The 16,607-nt window shown below is 59.5% G+C and carries 8 protein-coding genes and 1 tRNA gene; 7 read left to right on the top strand and 2 right to left on the bottom strand.

Translation table 11 applies throughout. The features are described 5' to 3' along the window. The 3 genes from ihfA (at position 1) to C4J85_RS17615 (ending at position 807) form a co-directional block, all read left to right on the top strand. On the top strand, positions 1 to 303 hold the full coding sequence (gene ihfA, locus C4J85_RS17625) for an integration host factor subunit alpha (protein WP_002553164.1): 303 nt from the start codon (positions 1 to 3) through the stop codon (positions 301 to 303). Continuing rightward, positions 284 to 640, top strand: coding sequence for a MerR family transcriptional regulator (locus C4J85_RS17620; protein WP_003219935.1), 357 nt, complete (start codon positions 284 to 286; stop codon positions 638 to 640). The genes ihfA and C4J85_RS17620 overlap by 20 nt, the downstream gene beginning before the upstream one ends. A 90-nt stretch (positions 641 to 730) precedes the next feature. Then, a tRNA-Pro gene (locus tag C4J85_RS17615) sits at positions 731 to 807 on the top strand. Between the two features lie 411 nt (positions 808 to 1,218). Here the strand turns inward: C4J85_RS17615 and C4J85_RS17610 are convergent. Beyond that, positions 1,219 to 2,094 carry a LysR family transcriptional regulator gene (locus C4J85_RS17610; protein WP_124410353.1) on the bottom strand — a complete coding sequence of 292 codons (876 nt, stop codon included), beginning with the start codon at positions 2,092 to 2,094 and terminating at the stop codon, positions 1,219 to 1,221. A 99-nt stretch (positions 2,095 to 2,193) separates the two neighbouring features. Here C4J85_RS17610 and C4J85_RS17605 point away from each other — a divergent pair, with 99 nt between their 5' ends. The 4 genes from C4J85_RS17605 (at position 2,194) to C4J85_RS27760 (ending at position 6,080) form a co-directional block, all read left to right on the top strand. Continuing rightward, positions 2,194 to 3,363 carry a mandelate racemase/muconate lactonizing enzyme family protein gene (locus C4J85_RS17605; RefSeq protein ID WP_124363494.1) on the top strand — a complete coding sequence of 390 codons (1,170 nt, stop codon included), beginning with the start codon at positions 2,194 to 2,196 and terminating at the stop codon, positions 3,361 to 3,363. 102 nt (positions 3,364 to 3,465) lie between these two features. Further along, entirely contained in the window at positions 3,466 to 4,773 is a 1,308-nt protein-coding gene (gene dctA / locus C4J85_RS17600) for a C4-dicarboxylate transporter DctA (RefSeq protein WP_124410352.1), read from the top strand. A gap of 119 nt (positions 4,774 to 4,892) precedes the next feature. Further along, positions 4,893 to 5,765, top strand: a complete 873-nt coding sequence (locus tag C4J85_RS17595; RefSeq protein ID WP_124410351.1) for an oxaloacetate decarboxylase — start codon at positions 4,893 to 4,895, stop codon at positions 5,763 to 5,765. Between the two features lie 183 nt (positions 5,766 to 5,948). Beyond that, positions 5,949 to 6,080, top strand: coding sequence for a hypothetical protein (locus C4J85_RS27760; RefSeq protein ID WP_256657788.1), 132 nt, complete (start codon positions 5,949 to 5,951; stop codon positions 6,078 to 6,080). 102 nt (positions 6,081 to 6,182) lie between these two features. On the opposite strand, the gene C4J85_RS17585 is transcribed toward C4J85_RS27760, so the two are convergent. Next, on the bottom strand, positions 6,183 to 16,595 hold the full coding sequence (locus C4J85_RS17585; protein WP_124410349.1) for a peptidoglycan-binding protein: 10,413 nt from the start codon (positions 16,593 to 16,595) through the stop codon (positions 6,183 to 6,185). Positions 16,596 to 16,607: the final 12 nt, after the last annotated feature.

The following is a 16,607-nucleotide window of genomic DNA, read 5'->3' as shown; positions in this document are numbered from 1 at the left end:
ATGGGGGCTTTGACGAAAGCTGAGATGGCGGAACGTCTGTACGAAGAGTTGGGTCTGAACAAGCGCGAGGCCAAGGAATTGGTCGAGCTGTTTTTTGAAGAGATCAGGCACGCTCTGGAAGACAACGAACAGGTCAAATTGTCCGGTTTCGGCAATTTTGACCTGCGGGACAAACGCCAGCGGCCTGGCCGCAATCCAAAAACGGGAGAAGAAATCCCGATCACGGCTCGCCGTGTGGTCACCTTTCGTCCAGGGCAGAAGTTGAAGGCCCGAGTTGAGGCTTATGCTGGAACCAAGTCATAACGACGAACTACCCGTCATCCCGGGCAAACGCTACTTCACCATCGGTGAAGTCAGCGAGCTGTGTGCGGTAAAACCGCACGTGCTGCGCTACTGGGAGCAGGAGTTTCCTCAACTCAACCCCGTCAAACGCACTGGGAACCGTCGGTATTATCAGCGCCAGGATGTGCTGATGATCCGACAGATCCGCGCGTTGTTGTACGACCAGGGGTTCACCATCAGCGGCGCACGCCAGCGCATGTCCGGTGATGAAGCCAAAGACGACACCACCCAATACAAGCAAATGATCCGCCAGATGATCTCCGAACTCGAAGATGTGCTGGTGGTGCTGAAGAAGTGATTCAAGCTTTAAAAATACTTCCACATTTCAAAAGCTTGCGGTATATTCCGGTTCGCTTCGTTAAGAAGCAAACCCAGTAACACGCCTAGTCGGGGCGTAGCGCAGTCCGGTAGCGCACTAGCATGGGGTGCTAGGGGTCGAGTGTTCGAATCACTCCGTCCCGACCATATATTTCAAAGGGTCGCGAGATTTTATCTCGCGACCCTTTTTTATTTTTATTGGTTTTCACCCCTGCAAAACCGCTAGCTCTAGGTGGAATCTTAGCTGGCGCATAGATTCTGGGAAGGCATGAGACAGGGGGCAGGAAGTACCACTCGATGTTTACCCAAGGCCCTACCGTTATCTGTAAATCGATCAGCCGCGCAAAGGACAGGTGGCCGACGCACTGAATAGCACCTCGGATACCTTGCACCTGGACTAGGTCTGGGTTCAATTTGGCGATAATCTGATGAATCAGGTTACTGACTTCAAACAATGGCCATTCAGTGATCAGATACTTCACGAATACGTGACGTATCTGGTTTTGTTAGCCACTAGAATGCCATTGATGAATGAGAACTATAGGTAGCTAAATGGATCTAGCCGCCCATCCTCGCCCAGAATTCTTCGGCAGATTGACTGAGTGGCGCTATTGGACGGGTCAGATGAATGTCCAAGGGGATATCCCAGCTTTCGTCGAGTGCTCTGACTAAGCGGCCATCCAGTATTTCTTGCTCGGTGAGGCTTTTGGGCAGCCATGCAACTCCTTTGCTTTCCAGTGCCATGGACATCAGAACTGCCGCGAGGTGGCTGCTGAAAAGTGGTTTGAGGTGAAGGTAATCTTCCTTGCCACGCAGTCGGTGAGCGACTATGCGCCCCAATCCTGACTCCTGGCTGTAAGCCAGATATGGCAATGCCGCTGGGGAGGTGCCGAAGTTGGCAGAAGCACTCGCCAAAGGAACGAGAACATCCTCTCCAACTTTCTTACCCATGAACTGGTCAGGAGCCAGTAAGGGGGGAACGTCGGGATGGCGGTGGCAGAGCAGAAACTGAACCTGTCCATGTATTAGCATTTGCTCACAGACAGCCATACTATCCGAGTGCAATTGCACAGCCTCGATTGGGGCGCCGTTTTCTGCACTTCGAAGCCACCTTGGAAAAAATGTAAACGACAAGGAGTGGGTTGCAGCGAATTGCAGCGATTTAGCGGCCATTCCCGCCACTTCTTGAGCTTCGTTGCGCATCCTGTACAAGCGCCTGGCGGCCTCCTGAGCACTTGGCAGAATTTGCCTCCCTGCTTCGGTCAAGGTCGCACCTTGAGGCGTGCGAACGAACAGCTGTACCCCCATCCAATTCTCTAATGAGCGCACTCTGCGACTGAATGCTGGCTGCGTAACATGCCGTGCTTCAGCCGCCCTAACAAAGCTGCCGTATTCCGCAAGCGCTGAAAAATCCTCAAGCCAAACGAGTTCCAAGGGCAATGCCTCCTGTGCATAGGGCGCGGCATTAATAGCATTGGGCGGGTGTCATCGCAAAGCATAACGTGTGGCCACAAACAACAAGAGGAACCCGTTATGCGTATCGTAGACATCCGCGAAAAAACTGTTTCTATTGCCTCCCCAATTGCCAACGCCTATATCGATTTCTCCAAAATGACCTGCTCGGTCGTCGCTGTTGTCACGGATGTAATTCGCGATGGTAAACCTGTCATCGGCTACGGTTTCAACTCCAACGGTCGCTATGGTCAAGGCGCTTTGATGCGTGATCGCTTCCTGGCGCGTATCACCGAAGCTGATCCAGACACACTCGTCGATCATGAAAACAACAACCTGGATCCGTTTGCCATCTGGAAAGCCCTGATGACCAACGAAAAGCCTGGAGGTCACGGTGAGCGCTCAGTAGCAGTTGGCACTATCGACATGGCTGTATGGGATGCCGTCGCCAAGATCGAAGGCAAACCTCTCTATCGCCTGCTGGCTGATCGTTACCGTAACGGCGTGGCCGATGACAAGGTCTGGGTCTATGCAGCAGGTGGCTATTATTACCCTGGCAAAGACCAGACCAAGCTCAAAGCAGAAATGCAGAGCTACCTGGATCGTGGCTACGACGTTGTTAAAATGAAGATCGGTGCAGTGCCACTGGACGAAGATATCCGCCGCATCGAAGCGGTACTCGAAGTGGTAGGGGACGGTCGTCGACTGGCGGTCGATGCCAACGGGCGTTTCGATCTTCAGACCGGTATTGCTTACGCGCAAGCCATCAAGAAGTACAACCTCTTCTGGTACGAGGAAATCGGCGACCCGCTCGATTACGCACTTCAGGCTGAGCTTGCCAATCACTATGAGCTGCCTATGGCGACCGGGGAAAACCTGTTCTCCCACCAGGATGCTCGTAACCTTCTGCGCCACGGCGGCATGCGCCCTGATCGCGACTTTCTTCAGTTCGACTGCGCGCTGTCCTATGGGCTCGTGGAGTACATGCGCACCCTGAAAGTGATGGAAGAAATGGGCTGGTCTTCCCGCCGCGTAGTTCCGCACGGTGGCCACCAGATGTCCCTGAACATCGCAGCCGGTCTGCACCTGGGTGGCAACGAATCTTACCCCGACGTGTTCCAGCCTTTCGGCGGCTTTGCCGACGGAATCAAGGTGGAAAATGGTTATGTCGGCCTGCCGGATATTCCAGGTGTTGGTTTCGAAGCCAAGTCCGCCTTGTACGCAGTCATGCGCGAGTTAGGCGAAGGCTGATCAACCCCGATCTGCGGTTCCTTTTAAAGGGGCCGCAGACTCAGGCGTCATCTACTGACGCCAAACCACATGCCCATCACAAAAATAAAATGAGGTGCTACCGTGGAAATGTCCAAGTCCCGCTGGTACAGCCAGCTGTATGTGCAGGTGCTGATCGGTATCGTCATCGGCGCTGCAATTGGTCACTTTGAACCGCAATTCGGAGCCAGGCTTCAACCTTTTGCGGATGGCTTTATCAAACTCATCAAAATGCTGTTGGCGCCGATTATTTTCGGTACTGTCGTGGTGGGTATCGCCAAGATGGGCAGCATCAAGGAGGTCGGGCGGATCGGCGTCAAGGCGCTGCTCTACTTTGAAATCCTTTCAACCATTGCGCTGGTCATCGGCCTTATTGTGGTCAATGTCGTAAAGCCAGGCGCCGGGATGAATATCAACGCTACCACGCTTGATGCCAGCGCTATCGCCAAGTACAGCCAAGCCGCCAGTGAACAGGGCGGCACTATCGATTTCTTTCTCAACATCATCCCGAGCACCTTCATTGGCGCATTCTCCAATGGCGTCATGCTTCAGGTCATTCTGATTTCGGTATTGATGGGCGTTGCCCTCGTTCAAATGGGCGAAACCAGCAAACCGCTGATCAATACCATCGACTTGTTTCTGCAAGGGCTGTTCAAGATCGTGGCAATGGTGATGCGCCTGGCTCCCCTTGGTGCCGGCGCCGGGATGGCTTTCACTATAGGCAAGTACGGCATTGGTACCTTGCTGTCACTCGGCCAGTTGCTGGTCGCGCTCTACATCACCACCTTGATTTTTATCGTGGTCGTACTGGGAGCGGTTGCCAGATGGTCGGGCATGCCGCTGATGCAATTTCTGCGTTATTTCAAAGATGAAATTCTCATCACGCTTGGCACCTGCTCAACCGAGGCTGTGCTTCCGCGAATGATGGTGAAACTTGAAAAGCTCGGCTGCAAGAAGTCAGTGGTGGGCATGGTGCTACCCACTGGATATGCCTTCAATGCAGATGGCACCTGCATTTACCTCACCATGGCGGCGATTTTTATCGCACAGGCAACCAATACGCCCCTGACGTTTATGGATCAGATGATTCTGCTGGGTGTCTTCCTGCTGACCTCAAAAGGCTCCGCTGGCGTAGCGGGTGCCGGGTTCATAACCCTTGCGGCAACGCTAACAACCATCCACTCCATTCCGTTGGTAGGCCTTGTCCTGCTTTTGGGCATCGACCGATTCCTCAACGAAGCGCGAGCCGTGACTAACCTGATCGGCAACGGTATCGGCACCCTCGCCATTGCCAAATGGGACAACTCCTTTGACGTCGAAGCCTGCGAGCGGGAGATTGCCGCTATGAAACACGAAAAGACGGCCAGGAAGGCATTGCTGGCGCAGAAATAGCCTGCAAAGAGAGCCGGTCAGCTCGCCTTAGAAACGGATATGACCGGTAGTGCCTTGCAGGTTTCGTTCAACTCGAATGAGAAAAATAAATTACTTGTAAGAACTTGATGGAGCCAAAAATGATTGAGCGATCACATCATGAACTGCGCGAGGCGTTTGGTGATTTACTCCAGGGAACCATCTGCAAATTTGCTGCTTCCGTGTTCGATCCTATCTCGGTTCGTATGGCATACGACCTTGGCTTTGAAGTTGCCATTCAAGGTGGCTCCGTCGCCTCGCTTCAAGTGCTCGGAGCTCCGGACATTTCTCTGATCACGCTTGATGAATATGTCGAGCAGGTTTCCAGAGTCGGTCGGGCCAGCCAGATCCCAATCATTGGGGATGCTGATCATGGGTTTGGTAACGCACTCAATGTAATGCGAACAGTGACCGAGCTGCAGAAAGCCGGTGTTGCTGCCCTGACGCTGGAAGACACCCACCTACCGGCCAGATACGACGAGCAGTCGCACGTACTTATCGAAATGGAAGAAGCCGCAAGCAAGATTTACGCTGCGCGGTTTGCCCGTTCAGATGATGCCCTCAGCATCATCGCCCGTACGAATGCGGCCGTTACCACTTTGGAAAACTGCATTGCACGCACCACGGCCTATCAAAAGGCTGGGGCTGACGCGATTTGCCTTGTCGGAGTAAAGGACTTCCAACATTTGGAGGCACTCACCTCGCATCTTTGCGTGCCGATCATGCTGATCAATTATGGAAACCCGGCACTGAGCGATGTTGAGAAACTGAGCGCAGCCAATGTGAGGATCGTGGTCAATGGGCATGCTCCATTTTTGGCCGCAATCAAAGCGAGTTACGAGGCGCTGCGCGAACAAAGCGGCACAGAGGGAAGCGAGCTTTCGCTTCCTGATCTGCTTTCTAAATACACACTCTCGGACAATTACCGTGAGTGGGCGAAAACCTATTTGAAGTCAGGACACGACTTCGGCTAAAAACCTCTTGATGCATTGATACAACTGGACTCGACCGCATCCGTTCAACGGAGGGCTGGCGCGAGCTCGGGCCGAAGAAAAGCTGAACGTCGTGTCCGGGATTAGTTGACCACTACAAGTGGATTGATTTGAACTGCTGATTCCACTAGGTGCCGAAACAGCTACCACCCAGAGGATATAGCGATGACTGAAGAAAAGAAGAAAGAGCCCGAGCAGGAAACCCCAGCGCACTCCACTGAGCAAGAGCGTGAGCGCTTGAAGGACTTCAACAGAGACGGCATTCCGCCTGCGCTTGCTGATCTGTTCGCCACTTGACGCAATAGGCAGGACGTTCTAGCTGGATGGCCTCGACGCCAGGTTCATGACCATCTCGTTGCTCCGCTGAAAGTGACCTGCCTGGTCAGCAGCGTTTTTGCCTCATAGACCTCCTTGTTCCGGGGGAACCTTGTTGGCCGATAACCAAAGATTTTCGATGCTCAGCAACGGCGGCTGGTTGTCTGAGGGCAATGCTCCCTGTGCCAGTTGGGTCGGATCGTCGGCGCTGAACGCGCGCAGGGTCAGCTCGACCCGGGCGTTGCCCTGGACAGTGACTTTTTCGGCCAGGCGCCAGCGATCGATGGCCTGGCTGAACGTGCTGATGAAGGCGGGCGGGGTGTTCAGCGAAGTGCTCACCGGCAACATCAGCGCGGCCGGCAGCACGGTGCGCGCGACGACTCCCTGCCCGGCGATGTCGTAGCTGTAGCGCCCCTCCATGCCCACCTGGACCGTGGTGCCGTTGCTGCCTGAACCCAGGGCGGCAAAAAACACATTCAAGTAATCCTCCAGACTCGCCTTCGCCACTGGCAGGCTGTCCAGGGAAAAGCTGTCCTGGATGATGTGGGGGCTGATGCTGTCGACAAAACGCACGACCGGTGTGGAGAAGCGGAACAGCGGGTTGGTGTGCAAGGTGCCGATCTGCGCGGCGGGGAACAGGATGCGGTTGCGCTCCACCGACAGCGAAGCCCACGCGTCCTGATGATCGAACACGTTGAGGGCCGGCAGGCTGGTGCGGCGCTCGTTGACCAGCAGCGCTTGCGCATAATCGAGCCATTTTGCCGGCACCACATTCTTGAGGCGATAACGGTAGGCGACCGCCCCGGGGATGTCCGGATCGATGACACTCACCGCCTCGTACTGCGTCGGATCTATTTCCACCCGTGGCGCCGGCAGGCTGACCTCGCCCCATTGCGCCAGGGTAGCGCTGATTCGGCCGGTACCTGGATCGTAGCTGGCCGCCACATCGTTGATGGTCATGTCCAGCAGCAGGGTCTCGGCTACCTCTTGACCGTCGACCATCACCCCGGCGAGCACTTGGCTGAAGGCGCATGTCAGGGCCTGGGGAGGCACAAACGCGGTTTTACTGCGGATCGGACTGGCCCAGGCATGGTAGGCATCGGTGACCTCCTTGACGATGTACACGAAGGCCGCCACCGCATGCTGGGCCGCAGCGATTTGCAGCTCGGTCGGCTGGCTGACATTGATCCCGGTGAGGTTTTGCTGCATGGCCACTTCGATGCTCGGGTAAACAGTGACGAACTGGGCCAATGCCGCGACCAGGCTTTTACCGGTGCTGCGCAACGCGCCGTTGGTTGTCGGGGTGTTCAGGGCTATGGCGACGTTGAGGCTGTCCTGGGCGGCACCCCGGACCAGGGAGTCAAAGGCATAAGTCCACTTGCTCAGGTCCGAAGCACTTTGCGCCGGCTGTGCCCAGGCTGTCGCGGTCTGGCTCTGGACCGTCGGTGGTTCAGGCAAGGCTCGCAGCAGCACCGGCAGGTTCATGGTCTGCCCCCCGGCCAAGGGGATCAGCAATGGCCCGCAGATCAATGAAATCCAGTTCGATTGGGCGTAGCCGCTGATCCCCGGGACGCTGCGCATGTCGTGTTCCAGGTGACTGACCTGCAACGCCAGTTCCAGTGGTACATAGCTCCTTGCTGCCTCGTTGCGCGAATTGAACACAAACGCAAGGGCGCTTTCGCCAACCGAAGCCTGCAAGCGAATGCGCCCGCTGCCGAAGGCGTAGTTGTCGTTCCCTGTGCCGGGCGTTGACTGACTGGAACCCGAAACGGTCGGCTGGCCGTACAGCGACAACGTTTGGTCGGTGGCGCTGCCTTGCACGCAGAAGCCGACGATAGCGGTGGTGCTGTAGGCCGAGTACAGCTGGTTGAGCAAGCTCTGGCGCAGTTTTTCAGCCGCGGCGGCCAGGGTTGCCCCGTCTTGCGGACCTGCCGATAGCACCGGTTCCAGGGTGGACGCGATATCGTCAGCCAGCACCTGTTTGGCGCTGAGGATTTTGCCGAGATAACCGTCCTTGAGCGGGTCCTTGCTGCCCAGCAGGGTGTCGAGCAGGAACACCGAGGGGGCATAGGTCGGTGACAGGAAGCCGTCGATGGCCTTGAGGGCGGTTTCGAACCAGAGGTTCTGATCGACGCCCGTGAGGTTGAGTGTCGCCAGGTCATCGCCAGGGAACGGCTGGTCCGGCCGGTAGGTGGGGTAGATCTGCACGCTGTCGGAGGTCAGGCTGTTAGCGATCGGCCGGGCTGCGAAGTAGCCTGGGACCGGATCGATGCGGTAGCGAATACCTGCCGCGCCGTCCTGCTCGGCGAAACGGACGGCCCACAGCGTCTGGCTGCGTCCGTCCGGCGTGCTGCCGGGGTCTGCGGTGCCGCTGCCGACCCGTGTCAGCCAGGCGCCGGGGCGCAGGAACAGCGCCTCGAAGGCTGCAGCGAACACGCTATATCCACTGGTGCTGGCGGTCACTGGATCGGGGACCGGCAGCAGCGTAGTGGTCACCGCCACGCCGCCTGCCAGACCGGCGACATCCGGCGCCACCAGGGTCGAGGCCCGCCGCAGGCTGAGGGTCAGGCTCAGGGGCAGGATCGAGCCGGACGCGAGGTTATCGATATCCACTGCCAGGCACAGGCGCACGGTAGCGGGTGGTGCTGCAGTGGCGCCCTGGATCAATTGCCCGAGGTACAGAATCACTCCGTTGATGTAGTCCAGCAACGGCTGCGACTGGCTGACGTCAAGCTGGCTCAGCGGCTGGGCGAACAGGCTGTTGACCAGTTCCACGCTGACCGCGCGGCCGTTGCACCAGGGCAGGTTCAAGTCCTGGTAGGACTGATTCAGTTGGTAGTAGATCAGGCTGAACATCTCCAGATCCTTACCGGCCTGGACCTTGATGTCGCCGCCGCCGGCCGGGTCGTAGCTGGAGGTGTCGAGGCTCAGGTGGATAACCAGTTGCACGCCGCCGGCAGCGGCTTCATAGGTGTAGAAGGCGCGGGTGTTGGGCCAGGCCGACAGGGCGATCAGGCGATCGTTGTAGCGCAACGGCAGCGGAGGATGGTTGAGGCTGCCACTGTAGCCGGCCGGTGGCTGCTGGAAGGGCGTCACGGTGATATTGCCAAAGATGTCCAGCCAGGAGAGGTTCACCTGGGCGAAGCTGCCCACACCTCGATAGGGGTTGTCGGCGGCGGACGGCAGGCCTGGGGCCACCGGCTGCGGGGCGGCATTGCTGGTGGCGCGCCGGGCCAGGCCAAGGGTTTGCTGATAGAAGTACTGGCTGTCCTCGGCCAGGGCGTTGAGGGCCTCGCGCCGGCTCTGCGGGTTGCGCATGGCTCGACGATGGATTTGCGCCTCGAGCTCATCCGCTCCAACGTCCGGCCGCTGTGGCCCGAAGGGCAGGGCCAGGTCACTGGCGCTGAACCAGGGCGAGCCGTCGATGCCTGCACTCAGCACCGAGTAAAGGTTGTACAGGTAGGCACTGGCATAACCGTCCGGGTCCACACTCGGGGAATCCACCGGTGGCGGGTTGTCACGCAGGACACTGAAAGCGGCATTGCCTTGATTGAACACCGCTTGCAAATCGAAGGTCCGGGTATCCAGCGTCAATGCACTGCCGCTCACCAGCAGCCCGACTACCCGCTCGGCGCCGACCGCCAGTGCATCGAGATCGAGCCCGTAGTAGTCGGCCAGGGACCGCAGGCTGTTGCCCGGTGCAAGGCTGCCGTCAACGACATAGACCAGTGCCGGGATGAACAGCGCCACGGTGCTGGCGGCGCTGACGCCGGGGTTGAGGGCCGCGATCTGCGCGGTGCTGACCGGTTGCCGTACCCCCACCGAGTAGTAGCGGGCCAGATTGTCGAGGATTGCCGCGGGCACGCCATTGCCTGCGCTGGAATCGGCCGGTGTCACCAAGTGAATGATGCCGTCTATCGGTACTTGTGCGTTCGTGGTCAGTGTCGCGCCCGGATTGAGTTCGGCAATGCGTCCGGAGCCGATACCGTAGAACGTCGCCAGGCTTTCCAGGCTGTCACTGGCGCGGGTCGGCTGGCTGACACCGGCGGTGCTGGCCGAGCGCAGGGCCATGTGGCTGCCTTGCTGGATCACCGTATCGGTGGTGACAAAGGCATTGATGAAGTTGCACAGGCGGCCTAGCAGGGCACCCCGTGGATAGGTCATTACCAGGGTCAGGGTCGCCGTGCCACTGTCGTCGAAAATCCCATCGGGCAACCCGCTGGCGGCGATCACGTCGTAATAGCTCAAGTAGTAGCCGCCCGAACGGACGGTAGACAGTTCCCAGAGCAGTTTTACCACTTCCTGGGGGGGATTGAGGATGCCACGCGGCCCCGCGTCGTCGGCCGTGCGCGGGGTCATCAAGTCGGGTGGCGGGTTGGTTTCGGTCGACAGGTTGGTCTGCGTCAGGAACGCGAGGAAGTCGCTCTGTGCCTGACTCAGCAGGTTGCTGGCCTTGGCATTGCCCTGGGGCATCAGCAGGAACTGGCCGCTGATGATTGACGTACCCAGCTCGCTCACCGCGCTCAACAGGCGCTCCAGTAATTGCGCATCGGTAGCCGAAGGGCCGAGCAGTTGGTAGGTATACGCCAGGCTGCTGCCATCGCTGGCAATGACGCCGGGCTGGGCCTGGGGCAGCCGCTTGATGGTGAAGTCCACCCGCGTCGCGTAGCTGTAGGAGGCTATTTCGCGGCGGGTGGTTTCGAGGGTCGCGGGGTCGGTTGAAACTTCCCACGGAGTGAAGGCCGGCAAGTAGGGCAGTTGCTGCGAGAGATCAGGCAGCTGCGGGGCGAGACAGCCCACCCGCTGGTTGCTCAGTCTGACCAGGCCATCCGGCAGGGACCAGAGTATCGGTTGCACGCTGGGCGCCTCTTCGGTTGAGGCTCGCAGGTTCGGCTGGCAGAGGTCACGCAACTGCTGCAGGTCAGCGGTCGACCACAGGGAGATGCTTTTAACCGCATAGTCTTTCGGGCTGCGGGCAACGGTCGGCAGCAGGCTGATGCTCGGTGCTGGCTGGAACTTGCCTCGTTGCGCGTAGGCCAGCACCACGCAAAGGTTGCTGTAGGCCTCATTCAGGTTCATTGAGCCGCTGCTGCCGCCGGCGATCGTTACGAACGACAAGTCGACACCATGGCTGCTGGCGTCCCGGCTCAGGCTGATGGGGAAGTCAGTCCCGGGCATCTGGTCGGTTGGCGTGGGGAACTGCTGGCCGGTCAGTTGATAGAGACCATAGGCGCTCTGGTTGTTTGGGTAGAGAAATTGCGCGCCCAGGCTCAGGCCGCCCATGCCCGCCGGGTTTGACGGCAGGCGCAGGCCATAGGCCAAAAAGCGCGAAAGCATGCCGGCCAATTGGGCCAGTTGATCGGTGCCCACCACCACGGCCCACAGGTCCTGGGTAAAGAGGCTATCGAGGGCTGTCAGGGTGATCTGTTGCGTGGCAAATAGCGGCCCGACACTGACGTTGCCGGACAGCGGATCGCTGAACAGGGCCATGGCACTCACGCCGAAGCGTGCGCCGCTGCTGTTCAGGCTGTCGCCGGTGGCGGTCTGGTACGCCAGGCTCGGCAGCAGCAACGGTTGGCCCGGCAACAGCAGGTCGGCCATGATGTACAGCGCGCTGTCCCGGGCCAGTGCGGGCAGGTCGATTCCCAGGGCCCTGGCCAGGCTGTTGAACGTTTCTCCGGGGCCCGTGGTGTATTGGTGAATGTCGTTGCCCACCATCAGGCTGATGAGTTGACCGGCGGCAATCACCGTCGAGTTGCCGTTGGCCAGGATCAAACCCGCCGCAGTGGTCGTCCAACGGGCTGGCACGGCGCTGTCGGACCAGGCCCGTGCGACGGTTGCCAGGGTGTCGCTGCTTTGCAGGGTACAGGCGGGCAGAGGGATGTTCAGAGTCAACCCATCGGTCAAGGCGACTTCGGCATTGGGCCGGACAATATCGTCGAGGGTCAGGCTGTTGCCACGCGCTTCATTGGTCCATTGCAGGATCTGCTCGATGGAGTTGCCGTTGGCCGTGGCATAGGCGTAGTCGTCAAAGGCATTGAGGGCGACCTGCAACAGTTGCCGGCCGATAACCATGAAGGCATCGGTAAAAATCACGGCCGCCATCGATTCGTTGGCATCGTCTGCAGCGCGCAGCGACGGTGCGCTGCGCTCATCCTTGGCCGTGACAACGGCCGCCAGTTCCTTGAATAACTGCGCGACGTTGCTGCGATAGGTGCTGTTGGTGCCCACGTACTGGAGAAAGTCCAGGGTCGCGCTACCGGCGTTCGCCAGGGGGACGTTCAGGGACAGGCCGTCGAAGACCGGGAACAGCACCGAGCCGGCCTCCAGCACCTGCTTGATCTGCGCCTGGTTGGCAGCGTCGGGCAAGGTGATGCTGACGTCGAAGGACGACAGGAACGTCAACAACTCGCTGATGCCGAACGGCGGGTTGGCCAGGTCGGCAAGGCGTTCGATATCCACCTCCAGCAGGGCCTTGTCCACCAATGTGCCGAGGATGTCGGCCAGGGTGTCCTGCTCGCTTCTGGCTGAGCCCAGGGTGCCGATCAGCCACGGCAGGTAATCGGCGCACAAGCGTTCGAAACTACTGGAGCCAACCGCCTGCCGTGTCTGTTGAGTCGGGGACGGTGCGTCCATGGTCAACAGGAACACGAAAGCACCTTGCTGGCCGCTGTAGCTGTTCACGCCTTCGTTGCACATCACGGTGAATTGCGGCGTCGCGTACAGGTTCAATGCCGGCTTGGTTGCACTGCGCGGCACCGACATTGCCTTGGGTGTGACGGCCCGTCGCTGGCCGGCGAGCTGCAGATGCCGAGCCTGGCGAGCCAGCAGCGCGGTCGGCTCGGCCCAGGGGGCCGGGCCGCTGTTGAGGGCATTGATCTCAAAGCGTGCCGAGACGTCGGCATGGAATGAAAAGCTGATGCTGAAACTGAACAATCCCAGGTCGATCTTGACCTTGACGCTGACTTCCACTGTGGCTCGGGCGGCGATAGGAATTGGCATGTAGCTCTCATACGTCAGCGAGAGCGACAGGGTGATGCGCACGTTGACCGCCGCCGAAATAATCGCGAAGTCGATGCTGCCGTAGAGCAGGCCGATGACCCCGACTGTGCCCTGGATCTTGAAGTAGTAGTCGTCCTGCACACTGCCGTTGGCCGTGACCAGCGCGGTGGACGGGCGATAGGCGTGAAAGGCGGCGATAGTGCCCTCCAGGATGCCGAATACCGTCAGCGCGAAGCCGGCCTTGAGCGGCCCCTTGACGAAGTTGTAGCCCAGGCCCAGTTGCAGGCCCAGGCCGAAGACAATCACCGGGTCGAAAGTGCCCTGGGTGGTCTTCGGTACCTGGGTCGCGGTGACCGACGAGAGCTTGCCCAGGTAGAAACCACCGGCACCCAGCACTGGCACGCCGTACACGATCGCGCTAATCGAGAACGAGCGGCTGAAGTCGAGATTGTAGGGGAAGCCGATGTCGATGAAAAAATCGCCATTGGTATAGATCTTCACTCCGATCTCCGGCAGCACGATCGATACCGCACCGAAATTCAGGTTGCGGATGCTGTCGGGAAAGGTCCATTCGATCTGGTAGACGCCCACATCGTCGGTGATTTTCTTGTAGAGGATGTCGAGCACCAGATTACCCAGCGCCTTGGCCTTCTCTCCGGCAAGGGCCAGGCGCAGGCCGTAGAGGTTGGGGTCGTTGAATACCAGCATCAGGTCGACGGTCCAGTCCTTGCCGGTCTTGAGCAGCAACAGTTGCCCGGCGATCAGCCAGTCGCTGTTGCGGTTGTAGTACGGCGTGCCCTTGGTACCGCTGTCGCCAGGGTTCAGCGGGTTGCTGGAACCGGTCGTTGAAGGCACCGCTTTCAAGGCGTCGATCACCGCTTTGGTATTAGCGAAGCTGTCGTAGCCACTGATGGCCACGCGTTGGCCAAGTACCAGCAACGGTAGGCTGAAATAGTCCGTACCTTGGCCCGGAACCGAAGGCAGCTTGTCCACGGGCTGGCCTTTCTGGGGATCCAGCAGGTTGCTCCAGTCCTGTTGTTCCTCGGGATTGTTGCCTTTGAACACAGAGGAGCCGTCGATGCCCAGGGTGATTTTGTCGACGCCGTCGACCTTCTTGCGCTCGAACACCAGGCCGTCGATGCTCATGAAGCCCAGGTCGATCTTGCTCGCCAGGGTGTATTTGGCGGCGATGGTCGGCGTGCTGCCGTTGCTGGTTTCCAGGCTGATGACCAGCGACAGGCCGTCGAGGGAGACCTGGTTGAGCACGTCCCAGGGTGAGTCGAGCGTGAAGTAGGGGTCGCCCAGGGACTGCATGAGTTTCTGGATCAGACGCCCCAGGCTCCAGTTTTTCAGGGTGAAGGTCAGGGTTTTCTTGTCGACCTGATAAATCGCCGTCAAGCCTTCCCAGGACAGGCTCAATTGGGCATTGCTGCCCTGATTGTCGGGTGCAAAGCTATAGCCCAGCAGCACGCTGTCGTTGAGGAAACTGAAATCCCACAGCGTAGTGGCGCTGCCACTGTACTGCTGCTGGGCGGGTTTGCTGGCGTCGTAGCTCAGGCTCAGGGTGGCCAGGGTGTCGACGCTGAAGGCCTGGCCCAGGTTGAAGGTCCAGCGCAGGCTACCGGCGACGGTGTAGCGGTCGATCGGCGTCGCACCGGTGGCAAGAGTGGCGTCCACCTCAAGCGTGTCGACCAGCAGGGTGCCGGGCAGGAAATCGGGGAATGTGAAGGCGCCACCGAAGCTGAGGAATTGGCTGACCAGCTGTTGCACATCCACCGGTTGCGCCAGCCGTGCGGCGACGGTCCAGGTGGCTGGGGACTCGGTGCCGTCATAGTCGATGCTGGCGTTGGCGAAATACGGCCCGATGCCGACCAGTCCGCCGATGCCTGCCTGGTAAGTGGTGACCGGCGCGGTATTGGCGACACCGCTGGCACTGGTGGGGGTGGTGGCCTTGATATAGAGCTGACCGTCGGTGACCGAGAGTATCGGCAGGCCGTCGAGCGTGAACAGGTTCAGGTCCAGTTCGAAGCCGGCGTTGAAGGCATAGCTCTTGGCGCCCACGTCAAGGCTCAGGCCTACGTCGGACAGCGAGGCATCGACGAAGCTTTTGGGAATGCGGATCAAACCCAGGGTGAGCGCGGCAATCAGGTCGTTGAGATTGGCGGTACCGTCAAAACGTGCAAGCAGCTGGAGGTCGGAATTGAATTGGACGAAGAACAGGCCGTTTTCTCCGGTGGTCTTGCCCTTGAACACCTCGGGTAACAACAGGAACTGGGTCTGGAACAGAAAACTATAGGCACTGCCCTGGGGAAGATAGTTGATGCCCCACACCAACTCGAAATCGGTGACGCCGAAAACCAACTGGTTGGTCGGGTCCTGCAAGGGGACCCAAGGGTGCTCGGCATTGATCACCGTCGGGTCTGCGCCCAAGGTCACGCTGGCGCTGCTCAGGGCCAGGCTGGGGCTGGTGGTGCCGCTGAGGCTGAGGCTACGCAGGCCGATCCCGGAGAGAAACTGCTGCAAGACTGGTGGCGTTCCCGTGAAGAAACTGCCTTTGTTGTCCAGCAGTCCGATGACCGTGGCCGGGGTCAACAGGGCGCTGCCGTCGTCGCTGTGACCGAGGTAGAAATTGAACGCGTTGCCATTGTTGATCTGGGCCAGGGCGCGCATCTGGTAGTCGATGGATTGACCGCGCTGGTCCGTCAGGCTCAGGTCGAGGCCCAGGTACAGGCTGACCTGCTGGTCGTAGAAGGCTTGCGCCGGGTCGTCGCCGTCCTGCAGTTCCGGTGGGCCGATGATCAACCCGAAAACCGGCGCATCGACACTCAGGTACAACAGTTTCAGGCCACTGTCCGTGCCGAGGAAAGGCGCCTGCAGGGTCGTGGTCGGCATGAAGATATCGATCCCGTCGACCTTGGCGAAATCCATGCTGCCGCTGAAGGGCAGGGCCAGGGTTGGAAAGCCCAGGCCCTGCACCACCGCGACCGCATTGCTGAGCTGGGCGGGCGGCGTCAGGTTGGCGGCAAAACCCTGGCAGGGACCCAGGTTGTCATTGAAGGTGAACACCGCGTTGCTGATCGCTGCCCACTTGAAGGGAATCCCGGTGGCAAAACTCGACAGGTCGGACCAGGTCCAACTGGCCGGCGTGGTGACGATCTCCAGGCTCAGGGCCTGCGCGCCGTCGATGCCGCTCAGGCCGAAGGTCAGCACCAGCCCCTGCTGCACGTCCTGCTGCAGAAACCGCGCACTGACGCCCGTGGCCTTGAACGTCTGGCTGGTCGGGTTCAGCGGTTGCACGCTTTGCGCTGTCAGGCTGATCGACAACCCGGCGACAGACGATTGGAAGGCCGCGTTGAGATCGCTGTCCAGGTTGTCGGAAACGCTGACGCCGGCATCCGCCAGGCCTGCGATCAGGTAGTCACGGGTGAGGAGGATCGGGGCGCCGGCATCGCGAGTCAGTGCCGCGGCGAGGTTGCTCAGTGGGTTGTTGGCCATCTGTCTTCTCCT

It is taken from the genome of Pseudomonas sp. R4-34-07 (genome assembly GCF_003852375.1).
Lineage (GTDB): Bacteria > Pseudomonadota > Gammaproteobacteria > Pseudomonadales > Pseudomonadaceae > Aquipseudomonas.
This window is presented reverse-complemented; position numbering and strand designations above follow the sequence as displayed.